General features: G+C 68.8%; 17 protein-coding genes. 4 read left to right on the top strand and 13 right to left on the bottom strand.

The features are described from left to right. The first annotated feature begins 13 nt into the window (after nucleotides 1–13). The gene (gene cydX / locus C4B30_RS21015; protein WP_006483737.1) at nucleotides 14–136 is read left to right on the top strand and encodes a cytochrome bd-I oxidase subunit CydX; all 123 of its coding nucleotides are present in this window, start codon (nucleotides 14–16) and stop codon (nucleotides 134–136) included. Between the two features lie 578 nt (nucleotides 137–714). Further along, a complete protein-coding gene (locus C4B30_RS21005; RefSeq protein ID WP_027785484.1) occupies nucleotides 715–3201 on the top strand; it encodes a family 20 glycosylhydrolase in 2487 nt (828 codons plus the stop codon). A gap of 158 nt (nucleotides 3202–3359) precedes the next feature. Here C4B30_RS21005 and nagE read toward each other — a convergent pair whose 3' ends face one another. The 11 genes from nagE to C4B30_RS20950 all read right to left on the bottom strand — a co-directional run bounded on the left by nagE (nucleotide 3360) and on the right by C4B30_RS20950 (nucleotide 19565). After that, nucleotides 3360–5123, bottom strand: coding sequence for an N-acetylglucosamine-specific PTS transporter subunit IIBC (gene nagE / locus C4B30_RS21000; protein ID WP_027785485.1), 1764 nt, complete (start codon nucleotides 5121–5123; stop codon nucleotides 3360–3362). An 87-nt stretch (nucleotides 5124–5210) separates the two neighbouring features. Then, complete coding sequence (ptsP, locus tag C4B30_RS20995; protein WP_027785486.1) at nucleotides 5211–7793, bottom strand: phosphoenolpyruvate--protein phosphotransferase; 2583 nt, start codon at nucleotides 7791–7793, stop codon at nucleotides 5211–5213. A 15-nt stretch (nucleotides 7794–7808) separates the two neighbouring features. Continuing rightward, nucleotides 7809–8825, bottom strand: a complete 1017-nt coding sequence (locus tag C4B30_RS20990) for an SIS domain-containing protein (protein WP_027785487.1) — start codon at nucleotides 8823–8825, stop codon at nucleotides 7809–7811. Continuing rightward, nucleotides 8818–9921, bottom strand: coding sequence for an N-acetylglucosamine-6-phosphate deacetylase (gene nagA / locus C4B30_RS20985; RefSeq protein WP_027785488.1), 1104 nt, complete (start codon nucleotides 9919–9921; stop codon nucleotides 8818–8820). Before nagA ends, C4B30_RS20990 begins: the two co-directional genes overlap by 8 nt. 115 nt (nucleotides 9922–10036) lie before the next feature. Beyond that, complete coding sequence (locus C4B30_RS20980; RefSeq protein ID WP_027785489.1) at nucleotides 10037–10771, bottom strand: GntR family transcriptional regulator; 735 nt, start codon at nucleotides 10769–10771, stop codon at nucleotides 10037–10039. 307 nt (nucleotides 10772–11078) lie between these two features. Next, a complete protein-coding gene (locus C4B30_RS20975) occupies nucleotides 11079–14294 on the bottom strand; it encodes an error-prone DNA polymerase (RefSeq protein ID WP_027785490.1) in 3216 nt (1071 codons plus the stop codon). A gap of 6 nt (nucleotides 14295–14300) precedes the next feature. Beyond that, nucleotides 14301–15806, bottom strand: a complete 1506-nt coding sequence (locus tag C4B30_RS20970; RefSeq protein WP_027785491.1) for a Y-family DNA polymerase — start codon at nucleotides 15804–15806, stop codon at nucleotides 14301–14303. Beyond that, a complete protein-coding gene (gene imuA, locus C4B30_RS20965; protein ID WP_027785492.1) occupies nucleotides 15739–16446 on the bottom strand; it encodes a translesion DNA synthesis-associated protein ImuA in 708 nt (235 codons plus the stop codon). Before imuA ends, C4B30_RS20970 begins: the two co-directional genes overlap by 68 nt. A 321-nt stretch (nucleotides 16447–16767) precedes the next feature. Further along, the gene (locus C4B30_RS20960; protein ID WP_027785493.1) at nucleotides 16768–17562 is read right to left on the bottom strand and encodes an ABC transporter ATP-binding protein; all 795 of its coding nucleotides are present in this window, start codon (nucleotides 17560–17562) and stop codon (nucleotides 16768–16770) included. Between the two features lies 1 nt (nucleotide 17563). Next, nucleotides 17564–18460: an ABC transporter permease gene (locus C4B30_RS20955; protein ID WP_027785494.1), complete on the bottom strand. Its 897-nt coding sequence runs from the start codon at nucleotides 18458–18460 to the stop codon at nucleotides 17564–17566. Nucleotides 18461–18599: 139 nt separating this feature from the next. Further along, nucleotides 18600–19565 (bottom strand): ABC transporter substrate-binding protein, encoded by a 966-nt coding sequence (locus tag C4B30_RS20950; RefSeq protein WP_027785495.1) that lies wholly within the window; start codon nucleotides 19563–19565, stop codon nucleotides 18600–18602. A gap of 332 nt (nucleotides 19566–19897) precedes the next feature. On the opposite strand from C4B30_RS20950, the gene C4B30_RS20945 reads away from it, so the two are divergent. Further along, nucleotides 19898–20206, top strand: coding sequence for a VF_A0006 family four-cysteine protein (locus C4B30_RS20945; protein WP_027785496.1), 309 nt, complete (start codon nucleotides 19898–19900; stop codon nucleotides 20204–20206). Nucleotides 20207–20285: 79 nt separating this feature from the next. On the opposite strand, the gene C4B30_RS20940 is transcribed toward C4B30_RS20945, so the two are convergent. Next, nucleotides 20286–21101, bottom strand: a complete 816-nt coding sequence (locus C4B30_RS20940; RefSeq protein ID WP_006477742.1) for a MetQ/NlpA family ABC transporter substrate-binding protein — start codon at nucleotides 21099–21101, stop codon at nucleotides 20286–20288. A 213-nt stretch (nucleotides 21102–21314) separates the two neighbouring features. Continuing rightward, nucleotides 21315–22952, bottom strand: coding sequence for a methyl-accepting chemotaxis protein (locus C4B30_RS20935; RefSeq protein ID WP_027785497.1), 1638 nt, complete (start codon nucleotides 22950–22952; stop codon nucleotides 21315–21317). 240 nt (nucleotides 22953–23192) lie between these two features. On the opposite strand from C4B30_RS20935, the gene C4B30_RS20930 reads away from it, so the two are divergent. After that, on the top strand, nucleotides 23193–23483 hold the full coding sequence (locus C4B30_RS20930; protein ID WP_027785498.1) for a YciI family protein: 291 nt from the start codon (nucleotides 23193–23195) through the stop codon (nucleotides 23481–23483). Nucleotides 23484–23509: the final 26 nt, after the last annotated feature.

Below are 23509 nucleotides of genomic sequence, written 5' to 3'. Positions count from 1 at the left end.
AAGGAGTCGGATCATGTGGTATTTCAGCTGGATTCTCGGTATCGGCGTCGCGCTGTCGTTCGGCATCGTCAACGCGATGTGGCTCGAAGCGCGGCAGAAGCCGCAGGAAGCGCCGGTGCGTGCACGCCGCGACTGACGCACCAACGCGCGATACGCGCGCGGCCGATCGCGCCGGCCGCCGCCGTCCGGAAGGAAAGAACCTCGCTTCGCGCGAGGTTTTTTTTCGTCCCGGCCGCGCTGGCAGGCATCGCACGGCGATGCCAATTTAGCGCCAGATTGATACCACTTGAATACCAATAAAAGGTTTCATAAGATCGTTGGACACGGCCGCTGACAGGCCGATTCCTTCTGGGTGGGGGGAGACATGCGAATCCCGTATGTGGCGTGCGCCTGCGCGCCGTGTCGACGTGCGTGTGCCACGGCGCGCGCCGTCGTCGCGCTCGTGCGCGACCGGACGAATGCCGCCGGCTGCCGCCACCTCGCCGGCGTGGCGATTGCCGCGTACCGCCGATGAATCCGCGCCCGGCGCCGCGCCGGTCCGATCGGCACGCATGCCCGCCTCCCGTTCCGTAACGCACGCTCCCGCGTGCCGAATGCGCGCGGGGCACCCGCATCGCCCCGCGTGCTGGTATCTCCCGCAGCTCCACTGAAAGACCCGCTCGCAGCGACGTCGCGTCACGACGTCGCTACGCCCCCTTTTTCTCAGGAGTTCGAATGAAGCTTACCTTGCCCTCCCTCATTGCCGGTCTGCTGATCGCGGCGCTGTCGCCGGCCGCGATCTCGGCGGTGCCGGCGTCGGCCGCCGCTGCCACGAGCGCCGGCACCGCGCAATCGGCCGCCGCCCAGGCGGCCAGTCTCGCGACGCTGCTGTCGAACGGCCTCGCGTTGCGCGTGGCCGTCGACAACAACCACGCGGCCGCGGCCGGCGTGCCGTGCGCCGATCTCGGCGCCGACGGCGCCGCCTGCGCGACCGGCCGCCTGATCCTGCAGAACCGCGGCCACCAGGCGATCGCCGACGGCGGCTGGAAGCTCTACCTGCACAGCATCCGCCGCCTGCTGCGGATCGATCGCCCGGGCTTCGCGCTGCGGCGGCTCACCGGCGACCTGTACGAACTGACGCCGCAGCCGGGCTCGGTGCGGCTCGCGCCCGGCGAGCGCATCGAGCTGCCGTTCGTCGCCGAATACTGGCTGCTGCGCTACAGCGACGTGATTCCGCGCCCGTATGTCGTCGTCGACGGGGCGCCGCCGGCCGTGCTGCGCTACAACGACACCGACAACGAACTGCGCTACGTCGAATCGCTGCCGGCCGACGCGCAGAACAACTCGACCGGCAACGCGCCGCCGGTGGCCGCACGGCCCGATCCGGGCCGCGCGCTGCCGAGCGTGAAGCGCGAACAGCCGCTGCCCGGCACGCTCGAGCTGCGCGGCGTCGAACTCGCGCTGCCCGACCTGCCGGACGCACAGGTCGCGGCGCTGCGCGAGCGCGCGGCGACCCTCGGGCTCGACGGCGCGCGCGTGCCGGTTCGCGGCGCCATCGCGCCGCGCCGGCTGCCGGCCGACATCGCGACACCGGGCGGCTACCGGCTCGCGATCGGGCCGCGCGGCGTGCTGATCGAAGGCTACGATCGCGCGGGCCTCTACTACGGCGTGCAGACGCTCTACTCGCTCGCGCCGGCCGGCGGCGGCCCGATCCCGGCGATGCTCGTCGAGGACGCGCCGCGCTTCACGCATCGCGGCATGCACGTCGACCTCGCGCGCAACTTCAAGCATCCGGCGACGCTGCGCCGCCTGATCGACCAGATGAGCGCGTACAAGCTCAACCGCCTGCACCTGCATCTGTCCGACGACGAAGGCTGGCGCATCGAGATTCCCGGCCTGCCCGAGCTGACCGAGATCGGGGGACGCCGCTGCCACGACCCGAGCGAGACGCGCTGCCTGCTGCCGCAGCTCGGCTCCGGCCCCGACAACCGCTCGGGCGGCGGCTACCTGACGCGCGACGACTACGTGGCGCTGGTTCGCTACGCGGCCGCGCGCTTCGTGCAGATCATCCCCGAGATCGACATGCCCGCGCATGCACGGGCGGCCGTCGTGACGATGGAGGCGCGCTACCGGCGGCTGCATGCGGCCGGCCGCGAGCAGGAAGCGAACGCGTACCGGCTGCTCGACCCGCAGGACACGACGAACCTGACGACGGTGCAGTTCTACGATCGGCGCAGCGACCTGAACCCGTGCGTGCCGGGCGCGCTCAACTTCGCGTCGAAGGTGATCCGCGAGATCGCGGCGATGCACGCGGACGCGCAGGCGCCGCTGCAGACCTGGCACTACGGCGGCGACGAAGCGAAGAACATCTTCCTCGGCGGCGGCTTCCAGCCGCTGAACGGCACCGACCCGAACAAGGGGCGCATCGATCTGGCCGCGCAGGACAAGCCGTGGGCGCGCTCGCCCGCGTGCACGGCGCTGCTCCAGCGCGGCGAGATCAAGTCGATCGACGAACTGCCGACGCGCTTCGCGAAACAGGTGAGCGCGGCGGTCAACGCGAACGGGATCGGCACGATGGCCGCGTGGCAGGACGGCATCAAGCATGCGAACGGGCCGCAGGATTTCAGCACGCGCCACGTGATGGTGTCGCTGTGGGACACGATCTTCTGGGGGGCGTCGGACAGCGCGCGCGACCTGAGCGGCAAGGGCTATCTGACGGTACTCGCGCTGCCCGACTACCTGTACTTCGACTTCCCGTACACGCTCAATCCTCGCGAGCGCGGCTACTACTGGGGCTCGCATGCAACCGACGAGTACAAGGTGTTCTCGTTCGCGCCGGAGAACCTGCCGCAGAACGCCGAAGTGATGGGCGACCGTGACGGCAATCCGTTCGAGGTGACGGGCACGGGCCCCGCGCCGCGCATCGAAGGCATGCAGGGCCAGGCGTGGGGCGAAGTGATGCGCAACGACACCTTCCTCGAATACATGGCCTATCCACGGCTGCTCGCGCTCGCCGAGCGCGCGTGGCACCGGGCCGACTGGGAGCTGCCGTATGCGGCCAGCGTGCGTTTCAAGCGCGGCGACACGCACCACGTCGACATCGCCGCGCTGCAGCGCGACTGGGCCGGCTTCGCGACGCTGCTCACGCAGCGCGAATTGCCGAAGCTCGACCGCGCCGGCGTCGGCTACCGGAAGCCGACCTTCACGCTGACGAATCCGTGAACGGCTGAAGGTATCGGGTAATGCGCGATGCGGGCAAACGCATCGCGCCTCGCCCGCCCCCCAAAAAAAACGGCTTGCGACGCGTGCGTCGCAAGCCGTTTTCGTTTGACCGCCGGCCCGGATCCGCCGCGCGGATCGATCAGGCCGGCTTCACCGCATCACGCCGGTTGTGCGGCCGCCCCGCCGCCCGACGGCGGCAGGCGCGCGCCGAGCTGTTCGGCATAGCGAGCCGCCGCGTTGCCGCAGACGATGTGGAACGTGTCGAGCGACACCCATGCGACGTCGAGCGTGCCGAGACGCTCCTGATCGACCGCCGACGGATCGCGCACGACCACGCGCAGGCGCGTGGTGGCCACCACCTCGAGCGACGCGACGTTGGTCGCCCCGCCGAACACCGCGAGCCAGCGGGCCGGCTCCGGATCGAGCGGGCCGGCGGCCGCGCCCGTGACGGGCTGCGCGGCAGCGCCGGTTGCGGCCGATGCGGCACCGGTCGCGCCGCCGCCGATCGCGGCACGCATCTCGTCGGCGATGATGTCGGCCTCGGGCCCGATGATCACCTGCACGCTGTTGCCGCCGCGCTTGAGCACGCCGCGTGCGCCGATCGACTTCAGTTCCGGCTCCGATACCTTCTCCGGATCGACGACGCTCAGGCGCAGGCGCGTCGTGCACGCGTCGACGACCGACAGGTTGGCCGCCCCGCCGAGCGCGGCGATGTAGCGTTGCGCACGCGGTGCGGCAGCCGTTGCAGCCGCGCCCGGCGCGACGAAGCCGCCCGATGCGTACGACTCCGCGGCTGCATCGGTCGATGCCGGCTCACGGCCCGGCGTGGCCATGTTGAACTTGCGGATGAAGAAGCGGAACAGCCCGTAGTACGCGACGCCGTACGCGATGCCGAGCGGAATCGCGATCCAGCCCTTCGTCGACAGCCCGTAGTTCAGCACGTAGTCGATCGCGCCGGCCGAGAACGTGAAGCCGAGCTTCACGCCGAGGATCTGGCAGATCGCGAGCGACAACCCCGTCAGCACCGCGTGGATCACGTACAGCACCGGCGCGAGGAACATGAAGCTGAACTCGATCGGCTCGGTCACGCCGGTCAGGAACGACGTCAGCGCCATCGAGAACAGCAGGCCGCCGACCATCGCGCGGCGCTCCTTCGGCGCTTCATGCAGCATCGCGAGACACGCCGCCGGCAGGCCGAACATCATGATCGGGAAGAAGCCGGCCATGAAGGTGCCCGCGGTCGGGTCGCCCGCGAAGAAGCGGTGCAGGTCGCCGTGCACGATCTCGCCGCCGGCGGGCGGCGTGAAGTTGCCGAACACGAACCACGCGAGCGAGTTGATGATGTGGTGCAGGCCGGTGACGAGCAGCAGACGGTTCAGGAAGCCGAACACGAACGCACCGATCGCGCCCGCCGTCGTCAGCCACTGGCCGGCCGCATCGATCGCATGCTGGATCGGCTGCCAGACGTACCCGAACGCGATGCCCAGTATCACGCAGACCAGCCCCGTGATGATCGGCACGAACCGCTTGCCGCCGAAGAACGCGAGGTAGTCCGGCAGCTTGATGTCCTTGTAGCGGTTGTACAGCAGGCCCGCGACGACACCCGCGATGATCCCGGACAGCACGCCCATGTTCAGCTTGGGATCGATGTCCTTCATGATCGCGGTTTCGATCAGGTAACCGATCGCGCCCGCGAGCGCCGCCACGCCGTTGTTGTCCTTCGCGAAGCCGACCGCCACGCCGATCGCGAACAGCAGCGGCAGGTTGTCGAAGATCGCGCCGCCGGCGTCGGCGATCATCTTGATGTTGAACACGTCCGGCTGGCCGAGCCGCAGCAGGATGCCGGCGACCGGCAATACCGCGATCGGCAGCATCAGCGCCCGGCCCAGGCCCTGTATTTTCAGAAACGGATTCCCGTTCATTCAGTCCTCCAATCCTTGTCTCGTCATTAATCGTCGTTGAACTACTTGCCTTCGTCGTGAAACCGGTCGCGAACCTGCCGTCGACGCTCAGTCGAGCGGCCAGACCTCGCGGCTTGCTGCCCTTACCGCCTGTGCCGAATCGAGCGCGAGCAGATCCTGCGCGCGCTGACGGCACAACTGGTAATCGAGACGGCGCACACGCGCCTTGATGCCCGGCACCGACACCGGGTCGACCGACAGTTCGGTCACGCCGAGGCCCACCAGGACCGGCACCGCCAGCGGATCGCCGCCGAGCGCGCCGCATACGCCGACCCACTTGCCGTGCTTCGCGGCGCCGCGCACCGCGATGTCGATCAGGCGCAGCACGGCCGGATGCAGGCCGTCGGACTGCGCGGCCAGGTCGGCCTGGCAGCGGTCCATCGCGAGCGTGTACTGGGTCAGGTCGTTGGTGCCGATCGACAGGAAATCCGCGTGCTGCGCGAGCTGGTCGGCCAGCAGCGCGGCCGACGGCACCTCGATCATCACGCCGACCTCGATCGGCTCGGTGCGGCCCTGCGCGCGCGCGAATTCGTCGATGCGCTTTCTCAACCGCACGATCTCGCCCGCGTCGGTCACCATCGGCAGCAGGATGCGCACCGCGCCGAACGGCTTCACCGCGAGCAGGCCCTGCAATTGATCGTCGAGCAGATCGGGGCGCACCTGCGCGAGACGGATGCCGCGCAGGCCGAGCGCCGGGTTCGGTTCGGGCGGCAGCGTCAGGTAGTCGACTTCCTTGTCCGCGCCGACGTCGAGCGTGCGGATGATCGCCGTGCGGCCCTGCAGCGCGTCGATGATCGACTGGTAGCTCTGCTGGTGTTCGACCGCCGTCGGCGCGGCCTGGCGATGGATGAACATCAGCTCGGTGCGCAGCAGGCCGACCGCGTCCGCGCCGTTGTCGACCGCGGTGTTCGCGTCGTCGAGCGTCGCGATGTTCGCGGCGACCTCGATCGCGCGGCCGTCGACCGTCGCGGCCGCCTCGCCGGCCTGTTGCCGGTTCGCCTCGCGCACGCCGTCCAGGCGCTGGCGCTCGTGCCGCGCGCGCTCGACGTCGAGCGCGGTCGGGGCATGTTCGAGCCGGCCCGCGCTCGCATCGACGACGACCTGCGTGCCGTCCGGAATCGCGTACAGCGCATCGCCGACCGCCACCAGCGCCGGAATGCCGAGCTGCCGCGCGATGATCGCCGCGTGCGACGTCGCACCGCCGCGCGCCATCACGAGCGCGGTCACGCGCTCGCGATCGAGCGACGACAGGTCGGACGGCGTAAATTCCTCGGCCGCGAGCACGGCCTCGTCGGGCAGCACACGCGCGGCGCCGTTCGTGTGGCCGAGCGCGCGCAGCACGCGTTTCTCGATGTCGCGCAGGTCGGCCGCGCGTTCGGCGAGCAGCGCGTCGTCGAGCTTCGACAGCGTGTCGATCTGCGTGCGGATCGTCGCGCGCCACGCGAAGCCCGCGCCCTTGCCGAGGCTGATCAGGTCGCGCGCCGCGTCGATCAGCGTCGGATCCTCGAGCAGCACGCGGTGCACCGCGAAAATCCCTGCTTCGCCGACCGCGCCGCGCGCCGAGGCGCTGCGTACCGTTTCGTCGAGTTCGGCGTCGACGGCCTTCAGCGCCTGATCGAGCCGTCGGCTTTCCGTAGCGGGCGTGCCGGATGCCTGCTCGGGCGGCACGATGTCCGCATCGTCGAGACGCACCAGCGCGCCGACCGCGATGCCGGGCGCCGCGCATACGCCCGCGAGCGTGTTCGGATCGATGGGTGCGCCGACGTTGCGTGCGACCGTCCGCGGCGCGGGCGATTTCAGCCGCGCCGGCTGTTCCTCGACTTCGCCGTGCGCTTCGCGCAGCAGCTCGCGCTCGACCGCATCGACGGCCTGTTGCGCGTGCGCGCCGCGGCCGACCAGTTCGACCGTCGCGCCTTCGCCGGCACCGAGGCCGAGCAGGCCGACGACGCTCGCGATCGACGCCTTGCGGCCATCGAACAGCACGTCGACGGCCGCGTCGAACCCGCGCACGGCTTCACGCGCCCGGGCCGCCGGCCGCGCATGCAGGCCGCCAGGCTGCGCGAGCACGATCTCGCGGCGCACTTCGTTGTGCGCGGCCGCGCCGGCCTGCGCCGCCTGCGCGGCGGCCTCGCCCTTGCCGCGCAGCGCGAGCAACGGCGTCTCGCCGGCGGTCGCGAAACCGCTCGCGCGATCGACCACCTCGAACGCGTCGGAATTCGCGATCGCGATCACCGACACGAGCGAATGCGCGTGGCGCGCCACCGTGTCCTGGTCGAACTCGATCAACAGCGCGCCCGCCTCGACGCGCGCGCCGGCTTCGACGTGCGCGATGAAGCCCTGCCCGTTCAGCTCGACGGTGTCGATGCCGATGTGCAGCAGCACTTCCGCGCCTTGCGGCGTCGTGATCGTCACCGCGTGGCCGGTGCGCGCCAAATGCGACACGACGCCCGCGCACGGCGCGACGAGCCGGCCCGCGAGCGGGTCGATGCCGATGCCGTCGCCGAACATCCCGCCGGAGAACACCGGATCGGGCACGTCGGCCAGGGCGACGATCGGCCCCGTCAACGGGCTGAGCAGAACGATCTGATCGGGGGTGGGGCTCTTCAACTGGGATTCCTCGGCGCGTCTCATCGGCTTTCTCGGCTATCAGTGCGTTTCGGTGACTTTGTTCAGGTGGCGCGGCGTGTCGGGATTGCGGCCGCGTGCGACGGCGAGATCCGCCGCCATCACGTAGAACGAAAGAATGGCGGCGATCGGGTCGAGCGCCGAATGGGCGGACTGCGCGAGCGGCAGCACGGTGCCCGATACGCCGGGCGTGCCGGCGGGCGCCGCGAGCAGCACGGCGGCGCCGCGGGCGCGCATGTCCGCGGCGAGCTGCAGCAGGCCGGCCTGCTCGGGCCCGGGCGGCGCGAACACGAGCAGCGGATAGTCGCGGTCGATCAGCTCCATCGGGCCGTGGCGCACTTCGGCGCTCGAGAACGCCTCGGCCTGGATGCCGGACGTTTCCTTCAGCTTCAGCGCGGCTTCCTGCGCGATCGCGAGGCCCAGGCCGCGGCCGATGACGATCATCCGTTCGACGCCCGCGAGCGCCGCGACGGCCTGCGACCAGTCGAGCCGGCCGGCCTGCGCGAGCACGTCGGGCAGGCCGCGCAGCGCGGTGATCAGCGCGGCGTCGCGCTGCCAGTACGCGACGATCTGCGCCGACAGCGACAGCATCGCGATATAGCTCTTCGTCGCGGCGACCGACAGTTCGGGGCCGGCGAGCAGCGGCAACTGATGCTCGCATGCGTCGGCGAGCGGCGACGGCAGGACGTTCACGGCGGCGACGGTTCGTGCGCCGGCTTCGCGCAGTGCGGCCATCGTATTGACGAGATCGGGGCTCTTGCCCGACTGGGAAAACGCGATCGCGAGCTGATCCTGCACCTTCAGCGGCGCCTGCTGCAGCGTCGCGACCGACATCGGCAGCGACGCGACCGGCACGCCGAGGCGGCTCATCGTCAGGCTCGCGAAATAGCTGGCGGCGTGATCCGAGCTGCCGCGCGCGACCGTCAAGGCGACGGCCGGCGGGTGGTCGAGCAACTGGCCGGCGAGCGCTTCGACGCGCGTGGTGTCGGCGATCTGCGCGGCGACGACCTGGGCGGACTCGCGCGCTTCCTTAAGCATATTCGACAATCGATTCTCCTTCGACGTAGGTCGCGGTGAGGTTCAGGTCGCGATCGAATACCGCGAGGTCGGCCCATGCGCCGCGCTCGAGGCGACCGCGATCGGCGACGCCGAGGTAGTCGGCCGCGTAGCGCGACATCCGGTTCGACACGTCGGCGAGCGGCAGGCCGAGCGACACGAGGTTGCGCAGCGCCTGGTCCATCGTCAGCGTGCTGCCGGCGAGCGTGCCGTCGGCGAGCCGCACGCCGCCGAGGCATTTCGTCACGTGCTGGCTGCCGAGCCGGTATTCGCCGTCGGGCATGCCGGTGGCGGACGTGCTGTCGGTCACGACGTACAGGCGCGGGATCGCGCGCAGCGCCGCGCGAATCGCGCCGGGGTGGACGTGCAGCAGGTCGGGAATGATTTCCGCGTATTCGGCATGCGCGAGCGCGGCGCCGACGAGGCCCGGGTTGCGGTGATGCAGCGGCGACATCGCGTTGAACAGGTGCGTGAAGCCGCATGCGCCGTGCTTGAGCGCGGCGACCGCGTCGTCGTAGGTCGCGAGCGAGTGGCCGAGCTGCACGCGCACGCCGCGCGCGGCCATCTCGCCGATGATCTCGATGTGGCCCGCGATTTCCGGCGCGAGCGTGACGACGCGGATCGGCGCGATCGACAGGTACTTCAGCACCTCATCGAGCACGGCCGACACGGCCGCGTCGGGCTGCGCGCCGAGCTTGCCGGGGTTGATGTACGGCCCTTCGAGATGCACGCCGAGCACGCGCGCGCCGCCCGGCGTGCGGGTGCGCGCGACGGTGCCGAGGTTCGCGACGACCTCCATCAGTTCGTCGCGCGGCGCGGTCATCGTCGTCGCGAGCAGGCTCGTCGTGCCGAATTGCGCGTGGGTGCGGACGATCGTTTCGATCGCGTCGCCGCCTTCCATCACGTCGGCGCCGCCGCCGCCGTGCACGTGCAGGTCGATGAAGCCGGGCAGGATGTACGGTGCGTCGTTCGTCGCGGGATCGGCGGGCGTGCCGTCGAGCGTGGTGATGCGGCCGTTCTCGCTATCGAGCGAGCCGTGAATCCAGCCGTCGGGGGTAAGGATGTTGCCAGTCAGCATGACGTTCTCTTGATGATCTGGTGACGCGGGCATCCGCGTCGTGATTTGCCAATTCGTTGCGATTCATCGCGCGCGATTGCGTTCCATCGCGCGTGGTGGCGGGCAGTCTCGCGCGTCAGCGTTTCAGTTCGGCGACGAAGTCGTAATAGTCGTCGCGGCAATACGTTTCGCTCATTTCGATCGCGCGCTGGTCGACGCCGTAGCCGATCCGCGTGATCACCAGCAGGGCCGAGCCCGGCTTCACCGCCATCCATTTCGCGATCGCGTGCGTCGCGTTCGCCGCGCGAAAGTGCTGCAGCGCGCGCACGACGGTCGTGCCGCGCGCCTCGAGGTATTCGTACAGCGACGCGCCGAGCACCTGCGGATCGGGCACCACCGCGGCGGGCAGCGTCGAATGCTCGACGGCCATCACGATGCCGTCCGCGCGGCGCAGCCGTTCGAGCCGCGCCACCGTCGCGCCCGGTGCGAGGCCGAGATGCGTGATCTCGTCGCGGCTCGCGGCGCGCAGCGTGCGCGACAGCCACACCGAATCGGGCACGAAGCCGCGCTGCCGCATCTTCGCGGTGAAGCCGACGAGATGCGACAGCGGATCGGCGACCCGCGGCGTGATGAAGCTGCCCGCGCCGCGCACCCGCTTGATCAGCCCCTGCTCCACCAGCAGCGCGAGCGCACGACGCGCGGTGATCCGCGACACGCCGATCGACACCGACAGCAGCCGCTCCGACGGCAGCGCCTCGCCGGCCCGCCACGCGCCTGCGTGGATCGCGCTCGCCAGCTTGCGGGCGAGCTGCAGATAGAGCGGCGTGTCGTCGAGGGGGTCGGGCGCCAGTTCGGACCAGCCGGTTTCCATGTGCCTCCGCGTGTCGGACGACGATCACGGACCGTCGAAAGTGAACGCATTATATAACCACCATAATACCAGTCAACGAACTGGTATTAGCGTCGTGGAAATCGCCGAAAGCCTTGTGCGGCAAGCGTTTTAGTGCCGGCAAAGCCTTTGTTTACAACGCAGTGCGGGATAGGGATTTACCCGAGGTGGTATGCAAGGGGACGGTTCCAGTGCGCGATTCAGCCGGGTTTCGGGTGTGGATATGAGACCGAAATAGAACCAGTTGAGCCAACTGGTATGCATCGCCGGGCGGCATGCGTCGGTGGAGTCAGTGAAATTCCCGGCTCGACGTACGCAGGCCACCAAGCAGCGGCGTCAGATCCTCGAAATGCTGCGCGACGAGGTGCCTCACGTCGCTCACGACCTGCCACACACCTGACGCCGCGAGCAGCCGCGAATCGAGTGTTTCACGACGCTGCCGCGCGAGCAGTTCGGGCCGGACGATCACGTTCACGCAGCCGGTTTCGTCCTCGAGCGTCATGAACATCACGCCTTTCGCAGTGCCCGGCATCTGTCGAGCGGTCACAAGCCCGCAGGCGCGCGCGAGCCGGCCGTCGGCGCGGTCGTGCAGCTCTGCCGCGGACGACAGCCGCCGCGCGCGCAGCGCGGTCCGCAGCAGCGCGACCGGATGGCGGTTCAGCGTAAGGCCGGTGGTGTCGTAATCGGCGAGGATCTCGTCGGCTTCGGACGGCGCGCCGAGCGCGGGCTTGTCCGGTTCGTCGATCGGCGCGGCGGCGAGCAGGTCGCGCTCCGGCGCGGCGGCGACGGCCTGCCATAGCGCATCGCGGCGATGACCGGCGAGCGTCGCGAGTGCATTCGCGGCGGCGAGCGCTTCGAGGTCGCGGCGTTCGAGTTGCGCGCGGCGGGCAAGTTCGTCGACATTCATGAATGGGCCAGCTACGCGCGCGGCTTCGATCCGGCGCGCGGCGGCTTCGCCGAAGCCACTTACGAGCGACAGACCGAGCCGCACAGCCGGCTGACCGTGTGGAGGTGGCTGGCCGGGCAGCGCTTCGAGCGATGCTTCCCAACCGCTTTGCGTCACGTCGATCGGCAGGACCTGCACGCCGTGGCGCTTTGCATCCTGCACAAGTTGCGACGGCGGATAGAAACCCATCGGTTGGCTGTTCAGCAGCGCGGCGAGAAAAATCGCCGGTTCGTGGCATTTGAGCCAGCTGCTCGCATAGGCCAGTTTCGCGAAACTGGCCGCGTGGCTCTCGGGGAAGCCGTATTCGCCGAAGCCCTTGATCTGCTCGAAGATCTGTTCGGCGAATTCGCGCGTGTAGTTCCGCTCGAGCATCCCGTCGACGATCTTGTTGTAATACTTCTCGAGGTTGCCCTTGCGTTTCCACGCGGCCATCGCCCGGCGCAGGTCGTCGGCCTCGCCGGGCGTGAATCCGGCGGCGACGATCGCAATCTGCATCACCTGCTCCTGGAAGATCGGCACGCCGAGCGTGCGTTCGAGCACTTCCTTGAGCGCGTCGCTCGGGTACGTGACCTCGCCCTTTTCTTCGCCTGCCATGATCCTGCGCCGTTTCAGATACGGATGCACCGCGCCGCCCTGGATCGGGCCGGGCCGCACGATCGATACCTGAACCACCAGATCGTAATAGTCGCGCGGCCGCAAGCGCGGCAGCATCGACATCTGCGCGCGCGATTCGATCTGGAACACGCCGACCGTATCGGCGCGGCAGATCATGTCGTAGGTCGCTTCGTCATCCTGCGGGATGTGCTTCAGCGTGAACGGCTTGCCGTCCTTCGCTGGGCCGCGCCACGCGGTGCGCAGGTCGAACGCGCGATGCAGCGCCGACAGCATGCCGAGCGCGAGCACGTCGACCTTCATCAGCCCGAGCGCTTCGAGGTCGTCCTTGTCCCACTGGATCACGCGCCGCCCGTCCATCGCCGCGTTCTCGACCGGCACGAGCCGCGTGAGCTTGCCGCGGCTGATCACGAAGCCGCCGGAGTGCTGCGACAGATGGCGCGGAAAGTTGAGCAGACGCGCGGCGAGTTCGGCCCATGCCTGAATGATCGGCGTGCCGGGATCGAGATCGACCGACGCGAATTGCTTCAGCAGATCGCGGCTGCCGTCGAACCAGCGGTGCCCTTTCGCGACGCGATCGATCAGCATCGGGTCGACACCGAGCGCCTTGCCGGTTTCGCGCAGCACGCCACGCGGACGATACGTCGAGACGGCAGCCGCGAGCGCGGCGCGATCGTGTCCGTATTTTTTGTAGATGTGCTGAATCACTTCTTCCCGACGCTGATGCTCGAAGTCGACGTCGATATCCGGCGGCTCGCCGCGCTCCACGCTGATGAAGCGCTCGAACAGCATCGTGCTCTGGTCGGGATTGACTTCGGTGATGCCGAGGCAATAACAGACCACCGAGTTCGCAGCCGAGCCTCGCCCTTGGCACAAGATGTTCTGGCTGCGCGCATATTTGACGATGTCGTAGACGGTCAGGAAGAACGGCTCGTATTTCAGTTTCTCGATCAGGGCAAGCTCATATCGAATCTGCTTCGCCACTTTCGCCGGTACACCATTCCAATAGCGTCGGGCTACACCTGCCCACGTCTCCTGCTTCAGGTAACTGGTCGGCGTGTGTCCGCGCGGCACGAGTTCGAGGGGATATTCATACTTCAGATCGGCGAGTTCGAAATTGCATGCATCGAGCATCGCACACGTCTCCGCGATCTCCACCGCCGAAAACAACTTCGCGATCCGCCCGCGCGAACGCAGATGCTGTTCCGCGTTCGGTGCGAGCGCATGGCCGCATTCAGAGACCGGCATCCCAACGCGGATCGCCGTCATCACGTCCTGCAGCGGCTTGCACGAGCGCCGGTGCATCGTCACGTCGCCCAGCGCGACGACGCGCACGCCGCGTCGCTCGCCGGCCTCGCGAATCTCGTCACGCTGCACACCATCCAGCGCGCGCTGCAATTGCACGAGCCCGAGCCGCGCCCGCTCGCCGAACGTCGCGCGGAACCACGCGACCTGCGCATCGAGCACATTCGCGCGAACGGGATACGCCGGCACGAGAATCGCGAAGCAATCGGGCATGCCGCGCAAGTGTGCGAATTCTGCCGGCGGCGCCGACAGCATTCGCGGCGTCAGCGTGTACGTCCCCTTAGGTGCCGCCATCCGCCGCCACGAAATCAGCTCGGAAAGATTGCCGTACCCCTCGCGGTTCTGCGCGAGCAGCACGAGCCCGAACGCACCGGGGCCCGGATCGTGGCCGGGCGCGACGTCATCCGGCGTGACGTCGAAGTACGATCCGATGACGAGCGGCAATTCTTTCGCCTTCGCCGCGACATGCATGCGCGGCGCACCCGCGAGCGAGCATTCGTCGGTGATCGCGATCCCGCGATAGCCGAGTTCCGCCGCACGCTCGATCAGTTCCTCCGCATGCGACGCGCCATGCAGGAACGAGAAATTCGAGCGGCAGAACAACTCCGCGTAATCGGGCAGCCCGCTGAAATCCGCAACCATCTTCGTTCACCCGAACAGGCCGTGCAGGAACCAGTGTGGTTCGGACTCGCTTCCCGCTCGCTCCCTGAACACCCAATAGCACGCACCGGCTTCGTCCTGCGCGACGTGGTAATCGCGCGCAGCGAGCTGACCGTCGAACCACCCTGCCTCGATCCGCTCCGGCGACGACATCATCCGCAGCGGCGTATGAAATACCGGCCGCTCGCCGCGCATCAGCAACGGCAGCGGTTCGGCAAGCAGCCACGCGGGACGCGGCGGCACGGCCGGCGGGCCACCTGCCGACTTGCCCGCTTGCGTATCGAGCGGCAGCCAGCGGTTCGCAACCTCGGGCCGGTAATCGGCGACAGGCGCCGCGTGCAATACATTCTCCGCACCGAGCCGCGCGACCAGCAGCTCGAACAACCGCTCGCGGGTTTCCCGCGTACCGCCCGGCTCGGGAAAGAGATCGTCGGCCGGCGGCGCGACCGATTCGACGCGCGTGGCCTTCAGACGCACCGCGATCACCGCGGCCGGCAACTCGACGCGTGCGAGCCGCTCGCCGAGCAGCCGCATGAAATGCACCTCGTCGCGCACGGGTGCGGCGAACGCGAGCTCCAGTGGCGTCGGCGGCACGGCCTGTCGGCCGCGCTCGTGCTCGAGATCGAACGTCATCGCGGCCAGCGATAGTTGCCGCGCGGCCAGCCAGCCGCATAGCTGCACGACGAGCCGCCGCGCGGCGAACAGCACGGCCTCCGCGTATTCGACACGCTCCGGCAATTCGAGCCGCACATCGAACACGGGCGGCACCGCCATCCATGCGAGCGGCTCGACCGCGTCGCCGTACGCGCGATCTAGCGCGGCCAGCAGCGCGGGACCGCAGCGCCGCTGCAGCCCCGCGCGCGGCAGGCGGCGCAGATCGGCGAGCGTGCGACAGCCAAGGCCGTCGAACCAGCCCGCATACGGACGCGCATCGGGCAACAGCACGCACGGCAGCCCGTCGAGCGTGCGGACGAACGAGGCCTGGCGCGCGACGCGGCGCCGGATCCGCGCACGAGCCGATACGCGTGCCAGCAGCCATGCGCCGCACCCGGTCGGTGCGGCGGACAGGCGCGCGGCATAGCCGAGCGCCGCAAGCGTTGCGCGCACCTGGCGGCACAGCGACGGCAGGCCGCCGAACAGCCGCAGGCTCGGGCCGACGTCGACGATGAGCGTGGCTTCGCTGTCGAGCGCGACGCACGGCGAAAAGCGCAGCAGCGCGAGCGCGACCGCGCGCAGCGCATCGGCTTCGCGTGCGGGATCGCGTTCGACGAGTTGCGTGTCGGGCGCGAGCGTGAGCACGCCGCCGCGCTTCATGCCCGCGCGCACGCCCTGCCGGCGCGCGGCCGCATCGGCGATCAGCACGACACCCTGTTCGAGCACCGCGCAGCCTGCGTCGTCAGCTTCACCTGCGTCGCCCGCGCTGCCGTCAGACGGCGGCGGGGCGCACACGTCGAGCGGCAGGCGCGGCAGATGGATGCCGAGCAAGACGCGCATAGCGGCTCTCCACGATGGGTGACGGCAAATCGAGCACGAGCGGCTCTCCGCGCGCGGGCCCGCGACGCTTGACGATGTCGAGCGACACGCCGCCCGGCACCGGATACAGCGCGACGCGCAGCACGGCCGGCGACGGCTGCCGCGCGGCCGACAGCGACCGCAGCATCACGAACAGCGTATCGCCGGTGCGCGCGGCCGCGAGATGCAGGCGCCGCAGCGCATCGGGCCGCGCGTCCTGCCAGAGCAGCAGCGCGCCGCAGCAGCCGGTCTTGAGCGCCTGCTCGGCGGCCCACAGCGCATCGGTGCGGCTTCCCGCGCGCAACCACAGCAGCGCGTCGGCCGGCACGCCGAGACTGGCGAGCGCGGTGGCATGCGGCGACTGCGGCGGGGCGACGAGCGCGAGCGGCCGCCGTGCGCTGACGCTGTGGGCGAGCGCGGGCGCGAGCAGCCGCATCTCGCCGCAGCCCGGCTGCGCGGCCAGCAGTTCGACGAGGCCGCCGACCGGCCAGCCGCCGCCCGGCAGTTCGGCGGACAGCGATGCGAAACCCGTGTCGATCGTGCGCGGACCGCCGCGCGCAAGCTGCGAGCCGCGCCACAGCGACGGATGAAGGGTTTCGGGGGACAGGGATGACGCGGACATCATGCGACTCGATGCTGTATGGATATACAGTATAGAGGATCGCGCCGGGCGCTGTCAGGTCTCAACAAAAAGGGACATGCAGATCGTCGGGAAGGCCCGGGAGGGCCGGAACGCACGCGTCCGCCGCCGCGGAATCGAAGGTCGTGCCGACATGACGGAACGGCCCCATTCCGCATACGAAAACGGACCGCTCGACCGACGCGAAACCTGCGCGCCGGCCGGGGCGGCCCGAGCAGCCGTCCGGTCGATCAGCCCGGATCAGCCAGAATCCAGCGAAAGCAGCCGGGAACACCCGAGAGACCCAGCCGAAAGCAGCCCAAATCACCCCAGCAACAACGCGTCGTCGTCGAGCTGCTCGTGCCGCACCTTCTCGAACATCTGCAGCAAGTCCGGCACGTCGAGTCCCTTGCGCGCGTCGCCCGCCACGTCGAGCACGACCTGCCCCTGGTGCAGCATCACCGTGCGGTCGCCGTAGTCGAGCGCCTGCCGCATGCTGTGCGTGACCATCATCGTCGTCAGCTTGCTGTCGGCGACGATGCGCGCGGTCAGCTCCAGTACGAACGCGGCCGTCTTCGGGTCGAGCGCGGCCGTGTGCTCGTCGAGCAGCAGGATGCGCGACGGCCGCAGCGATGCCATCAGCAGGCTCACGGCCTGCCGCTGCCCGCCCGACAGCAGCCCGATCCGGTCGGTCAGCCGGTTTTCCAGCCCGAGGTTCAGGAGCCGCAGCTTGTCGCGGAACAGCTCGCGCGACGGGCGATCGAGCGCGGCCCGGAAACCGCGCCGCACGCCGCGCGCCATCGCGAGCGCCATGTTCTCCTCGATCGTCAGCGCCTCGCAGGTGCCGGCCATCGGATCCTGGAACACGCGCGCGACGAGGTGCGCACGGTCCCACGCGGCCTTGCGCGTCACATCCGTGCCGTCGATCGCGATACGCCCCGAATCGACGCGCTGATCGCCGCTGACCGCATTGAGGAAAGTCGACTTGCCGGCGCCGTTCGAGCCGATCACCGCGACGAACTGGCCGTCGGGAATCTCGAGCGACAGCCCGCGCAGCGCGCGTGTCTCGATCGGCGTGCCGGGATTGAACGTGAGTTTCAGGTCTTGTGCGGACAGCATGTCATGCCCCTCCGTTCTTGCGCGCGAACAGCTTCTTGCGCGTCGCCGGCAGCACCAGCGCGATCGTGACGAGCGCGGCCGTCACGAGGTTCAGGTCCTGCGCCTTCAGGCCGATGAATTCGCTGTTCAGCGCGAGCGCGATGAAGAAGCGGTAGACGATCGCGCCGAGCACGACGGCGAGCGTCGTCAGCACCAGCCGGCGCGCGGGCAGCAGCGTCTCGCCGATGATCACCGCGGCCAGCCCGATCACGATCGTGCCGATCCCCATCGAGATGTCGGCGCCGCCCTGCGTCTGCGCGAACAGGGCGCCCGCGAGCGCGACGAGCGCGTTCGACAGCGCCATCCCGGCGAGCGTCGCGCGGCCGGTCGCGATGCCTTGCGCACGCGCCATCCGCGGATTCGCGCCGGTCGCGCGCATCGCGAGGCCGAGCTGCGACGAGAAGAACCAGTCGAGGCCGAGCTTCGCGATCACGACGACGATCGCGAGCAGCGCCGGGCGCAGCACGTAATCGGGCATCCAGTCGGGCTGCAGCATGGTGAACAGCGTCGGCTCGGTGATCAGCGGCACGTTCGGCCGGCCCATGATCCGCAGGTTCACCGAGTAGAGCGCGATCATCATCAGGATACTGGCGAGCAGATCCATGATCTTCAGGCGCACGTTCAGCCAGCCTGTGACGAAGCCGGCCAGCGCGCCCGCGACGATCGCGAGCAGCGTCGCGGAAACCGGGTCGTAGCCGGCCGAGATCAGCGTCGCGGCGACGGCGCCGCCGAGCGGAAAGCTGCCGTCGACGGTGAGGTCGGGGAAGTTGAGGATGCGAAACGAGATCAGCACCCCGAGGGCGACGAGGCTGAAGATCAGGCCGATCTCCAGCGCGCCCAGAAACGAGAACAGAGACATGATGGGGAAATCCTGTTGCTTCCCGGCCGGACGTGTACGGCCGGGCGAAACGAACGGACGGCCCCGGGTGGGAGCCGCCCGTCCGGCGATATCGTCGAGACCCGGATCGGGCCTGCAAGCGCGGCGGTCGGGCCGCGGCTTACTTGATGACCGTCTTCGCTTCCTTCACGAGATCCGGCGCCAGCGTGACGCTCTGCTTCGCGGCCGCGCCGGTGTTCACGAACAGTTCGAGGTTGTTGCTCGTCTCCGATGCGATTGCGCCCGGCTTCTCGCCCTTCAGGATCCGCGCGACGACCTTGCCGGTCTGGCGGCCCAGATCGCCGTAATTGATGCCGAGCGCCGCGATGCCGCCGCGCTTCACGCTGTCGGTATCGCCGGCGACGAGCGGAATCTTCGCTTCGTTCGCGACCTTCACCAACGCTTCGTACGCCGACACGACGTTGTTGTCCGTATTCGTGTAGATCACGTCGACCTTGCCGATCAGGCTCTTCGCGGCCGGGCCGATGTCGACGGTGCGCGGCGCGGCCGCTTCCTTGAGCGTCATCCCCTGCTTCGCGAGCAGTTCCTTGAGCGCCTTCACGACGACGACCGAGTTCGCCTCGCCCGGGTTGTAGACCATGCCGACCGTCTTCGCATTCGGCACGACGCGCTTGATCAGCGCGACCTGGCGATCGAGCGGCAGCTTGTCGGACACGCCCGTCACGTTGGTACCCGACGGGCCCCAGCCTTTCACGAGCTGCGCGGCGACCGGGTCGGTCACGCCCGAGTAGACGACCGGCACGCTCTTCGTCGCCGCGACGACCGACTGCGCGGCCGGCGTCGCGATCGCGACGATCACGTCGGGACGGTCGCCGACGAACTTGCGCGCGATCTGCGCGGCCGTGCCCGTGTTGCCCTGTGCGCTCTGGTATTCCCATTTGAGCTTGTCGTCGCCGTAGCCTTGCGCCTTCAGTTCGGCGCGCACGCCGTCGCGGATCGCGTCGAGCGCCGGATGATCGACGATCGACAGTACCTTGACCGTCTGCGCGTGCGCGGCGCCGGCCAGCGCGAGTGCGGCCGCGCCGGCCGTGATCGAGCGGATCGCGAAAGTCTTGAAACGATTCATGGGTGAGTCTCCCCCGTATTGTGTCGGTTCTGGATGATGGATTCCCGCCGCCGTCATGCGGGCGTCGCCGCACGTGCAACACGGCGGCGGCCGGCCCATGCGCCCCGGGAAGGCGTACAGCGGCGAACGCATGAGGATACCATTTCAGCAGACCACCGCCTGACTCCGAGCTTTCGCGCGAGCGGCCGATGCGCGGCACCGCCGCACCGCCATGAAATGCCTGGAAAGCCCGGCTGGCGGCGCTCCGCGCCGGTCCCGACGCAACGCGTCAGCCGCGTTCACAGCTTTACGTTATGCTGTCCGCCGACCCGATCCACTCTATCGGAGAGGACATGAAACGAACGATTCGTGCGATCGCATTCGCGGCCGTCGCGCTGGCGCTGCCGGGTGCGGCATTCGCGCTGACCGACAGCAGCGCGCAATACGACGACTGCATGCTCAATGCGCTGCGCGAGAGCCGCAACGGTGCCGCCGCGCAGCTGATCCAGCGTTCGTGCGACGCGCTGTACCGCAACAACGCGATGCTGCTGCCGCGCGAACGGCGCTTTCACGAGTGCGTCGTGCAATCGCTGCCCGGCGTGCGCGACAACTACGCGATCCAGCAGATCATGTCGATCTGCTCGCGGCGCGGCGAGATGTAGGCGCGGCTGCCACGCCAACGAAAAAAGGGCCTGCGCGATGCAGGCCCTTTCGTTCAGCGGTCCGACCGGTGAGCGGCGTTCAGAACGACGCGACCATCGATCCCTTGAACTGCTTCTTGATGAACTCCTTCACTTCCGGCGACTGGTACGCCTTGACCAGCTTCTTCACCCACGGCTGATCCTTGTCCTTCGCGCGCACGGCGATCAGGTTCGCGTACGGGCTCGTCAGCGCTTCGAGCGCGATCGCGTCCTTGGTCGGCTGCAGGTTCGCGGCGAGCGCGTAGTTCGTGTTGATCACGGCTGCGTCGACGTCCGACAGCACGCGCGGCAGTTGCGCGGCGTCGAGCTCGGAGATCTTCAGCTTCTTCGGATTCTCGGCGATGTCGAGCACCGTCGCGTTGTTGCCGCCCGTGCCCGCGCCGGCCTTCAGCTTGATCACGCCTTGCGTCTGCAACAGCAGCAGCGCGCGGTTCTCGTTCGACGGATCGTTCGGCACCGCGAGCTTCGCGCCTTGCGGCAGATCCTTCAGCGACTTGAACTTCTTCGAATACACGCCGATCGGCGAAATGTACGTCAAGCCGGCGCTGACGATCTTGTAGCCGCGCTGCTTCACCTGGCTGTCGAGGTAGGGCTGGTGCTGGAAGCTGTTCGCGTCGAGGTCGCCCGAATCGAGCGCCGCGTTCGGCTGCACGTAGTCGTTGAACTCGATGACCTTCACGTTCAGGCCTTCCTTCTCTTTCGCGACTTTCTGCACGACTTGCCACACTTCCGAATCCGGGCCGGCGACCGTGCCGACCTTGATCACCTTGTCTTCGGCGTGCGCGCCTGCCGACAGCGTCAGCGCGGCACCGGTAGCCAGTACGGAAAATACCTTCAGGAGACTGCGACGCTTCATCTGTTTCTCGCTTTCTTGCTTACTTGAAATGGGGCGCGATACGGGTATGTCCCGACTCGCAGGAAGGGCCAAATGGTGTCACAGGATCGACGCGAAGTGAAATACATCCCGCTCATATGGGTATGCACCGGCGCAGTGCTTTGGCGGCCGATGCACGACCCGGCCTTTAGTTGCATTTCCTTCTCGGTGCTTTACCCCATCGGCCGACATGCGTCACGCCGCCACCGTCTCGTTGGTCGCCTGTGCGCCGAAGGCCGGTTCGGCCGCCCGCGCGCCGGTCCCGCGCGGCGACGGGCCGCCGGTATTGCCGACCCGGAATGCGCCGACCGCATCACGCAGCCGCGCGGCCTGTTCCTGCAGCGATGCGGCCGCCGCGGCGGCTTCCTCGACCAGCGCCGCGTTCTGCTGGGTCACCTGGTCCATCTGCGTGACCGCGCGCCCGACCTGCGTGATGCCGCTCGCCTGCTCCTCGGACGCGGCAGCGATCTCGCCCATGATGTCGGTCACGCGCGCGACCGCCTGCAGGATCTCGCCCATCGTCGTGCCGGCCTGGCCGACCAGCGTCGACCCGTTGCGCACGCGCTCGACCGAATCGACGATCAGCTCGCGGATTTCCTTCGCGGCCGTCGCGCTGCGCTGCGCGAGCGAGCGCACCTCGCCCGCGACCACCGCGAAGCCGCGGCCCTGCTCGCCCGCGCGCGCGGCCTCGACCGCCGCGTTCAGCGCGAGGATGTTGGTCTGGAACGCGATGCCCTCGATCACGCCGATGATGTCGGCGATCTTGCGCGAGCTGTCGTCGATCTCGCCCATCGTGCCGATCACGCGGTTCACGACGTCGCTGCCCGTGCGCGCGATGTCCGATGCATTGTTCGCGAGCCCGCTCGCCTGCCGCGCGTTGTCGGCGTTCTGCTTCACCGTCGCGGTCAGTTGCTCCATGCTCGCGGCCGTTTCCTCGAGCGACGCGGCCTGCTCCTCGGTGCGCTGCGACAGGTCGTCGTTGCCGGCCGAGATCTGGCGGCTCGCCGACGCGATCGCTTCGGCCGACTGGCGAATCCCGCCGATCGTCGCCTGCAGCCGCGCCTGCATGTCGTGCATCGCGGCCATCATGCTCGTGCGGTCGCCCGCGCGCACCGGCACCGGCTGCGTCAGGTCGCCCTGAGCGATGCGCGTCGCGAGCGCGGCCGCTTCGTCCGGCTCGCCGCCGAGGCTGCCGCGCACGTTGCGGATGATCACCAGCATCGCCGCGCTGATCACGAGGCCGATCACGAACACCACGGCCAGATGGCCGAGCAGCGTCCGGTAGTAGACGGTGTCGATGTCCTTCAGGAACACGCCGCTCGAGATGTTCCAGTCCCATGGCGCGAACCGCGTGACGTAGCTGATCTTCGGCACGGCCGTCTCGCTGTGCGGCAGCCGCCCGCGATATTCGGCGAACCCGCTGCCGGTCGCCTTCGCCGCGTTCAGAATCGTCACGAACAGCGGCTTGCCGTCCGGATCGAGATAGTCGCCGACCTGCGTGTCGACGAGCTTCGGCAGCGTCGGATGCATCAGCACGACCGGCTTCGAATCCATCACGAACACATAGCCCGAATCGCCGTAGCGCATCGCGGCGAGGCGTGCGAGCGCGTCGCGCTTCGCGTCGGCCTCGGGCAGCGCGCCGTTCTGCGCGAGCGTGTAATAGGCCTTCACGATGCCCGCCGCCGAGTCGACAAGATTCGCGATGCCGGCCTTGCGTTCGGCGAGCATCGTCGCGCGCGTCTCGTAGGCGCTCCATGCGCCGACACCCAAAAGACCGATCCATACCAGCGCAAGCGCGAGCCACAGCTTGCGGTTCAAACTCATTCTGCTCATCTGCGTGCCTCTGTCGATGTCGATGCATCCGACGCGCGAACGGCCTGTCGCGCGCAAACGGTTGCTCCTTTATTTACGGCAGCGAGGCTTACATCTTGAATACACGTCGCCGCGGCGAACCGGCGAGCGACGGGCACGCCGCCCGTCGCGAGGCCGCGCCCGCGCGACAGCCCGCGTCCGCTGTGCTAAAAAGACCGGCTGGCCGGTGCGCGAAGCGCCGGCATCATTCCAGGGCCATCCATGTACGTCATCGACATCCACTACACCGCGTCGCTCGAGCGCATCGACGACGCGCTCGAACGCCACCGCGCGTACCTGCAGCCGCAGTTCGACAAGGGCATCTTCATCGCGGCGGGGCCGAAGGTGCCGCGCGAAGGCGGCGTGATCCTCGCGGCCCGCATCGATCGCGACGCGCTCGACGCGATCCTCGAGACCGACCCGTTCATCACCGAGGGGCTCGCCACGTATCGCGTGGCGGAATTCCGGATCACGCGCGCCGCCTCCGGCTTCAACGTGCCGGCGCTGCCGTAACGCGGCTTCGGCGCAACGCGCGAGCA

This window comes from Burkholderia sp. BE12 (genome assembly GCF_002959955.1).
Taxonomy (GTDB): domain Bacteria; phylum Pseudomonadota; class Gammaproteobacteria; order Burkholderiales; family Burkholderiaceae; genus Burkholderia.
This window is presented reverse-complemented; position numbering and strand designations above follow the sequence as displayed.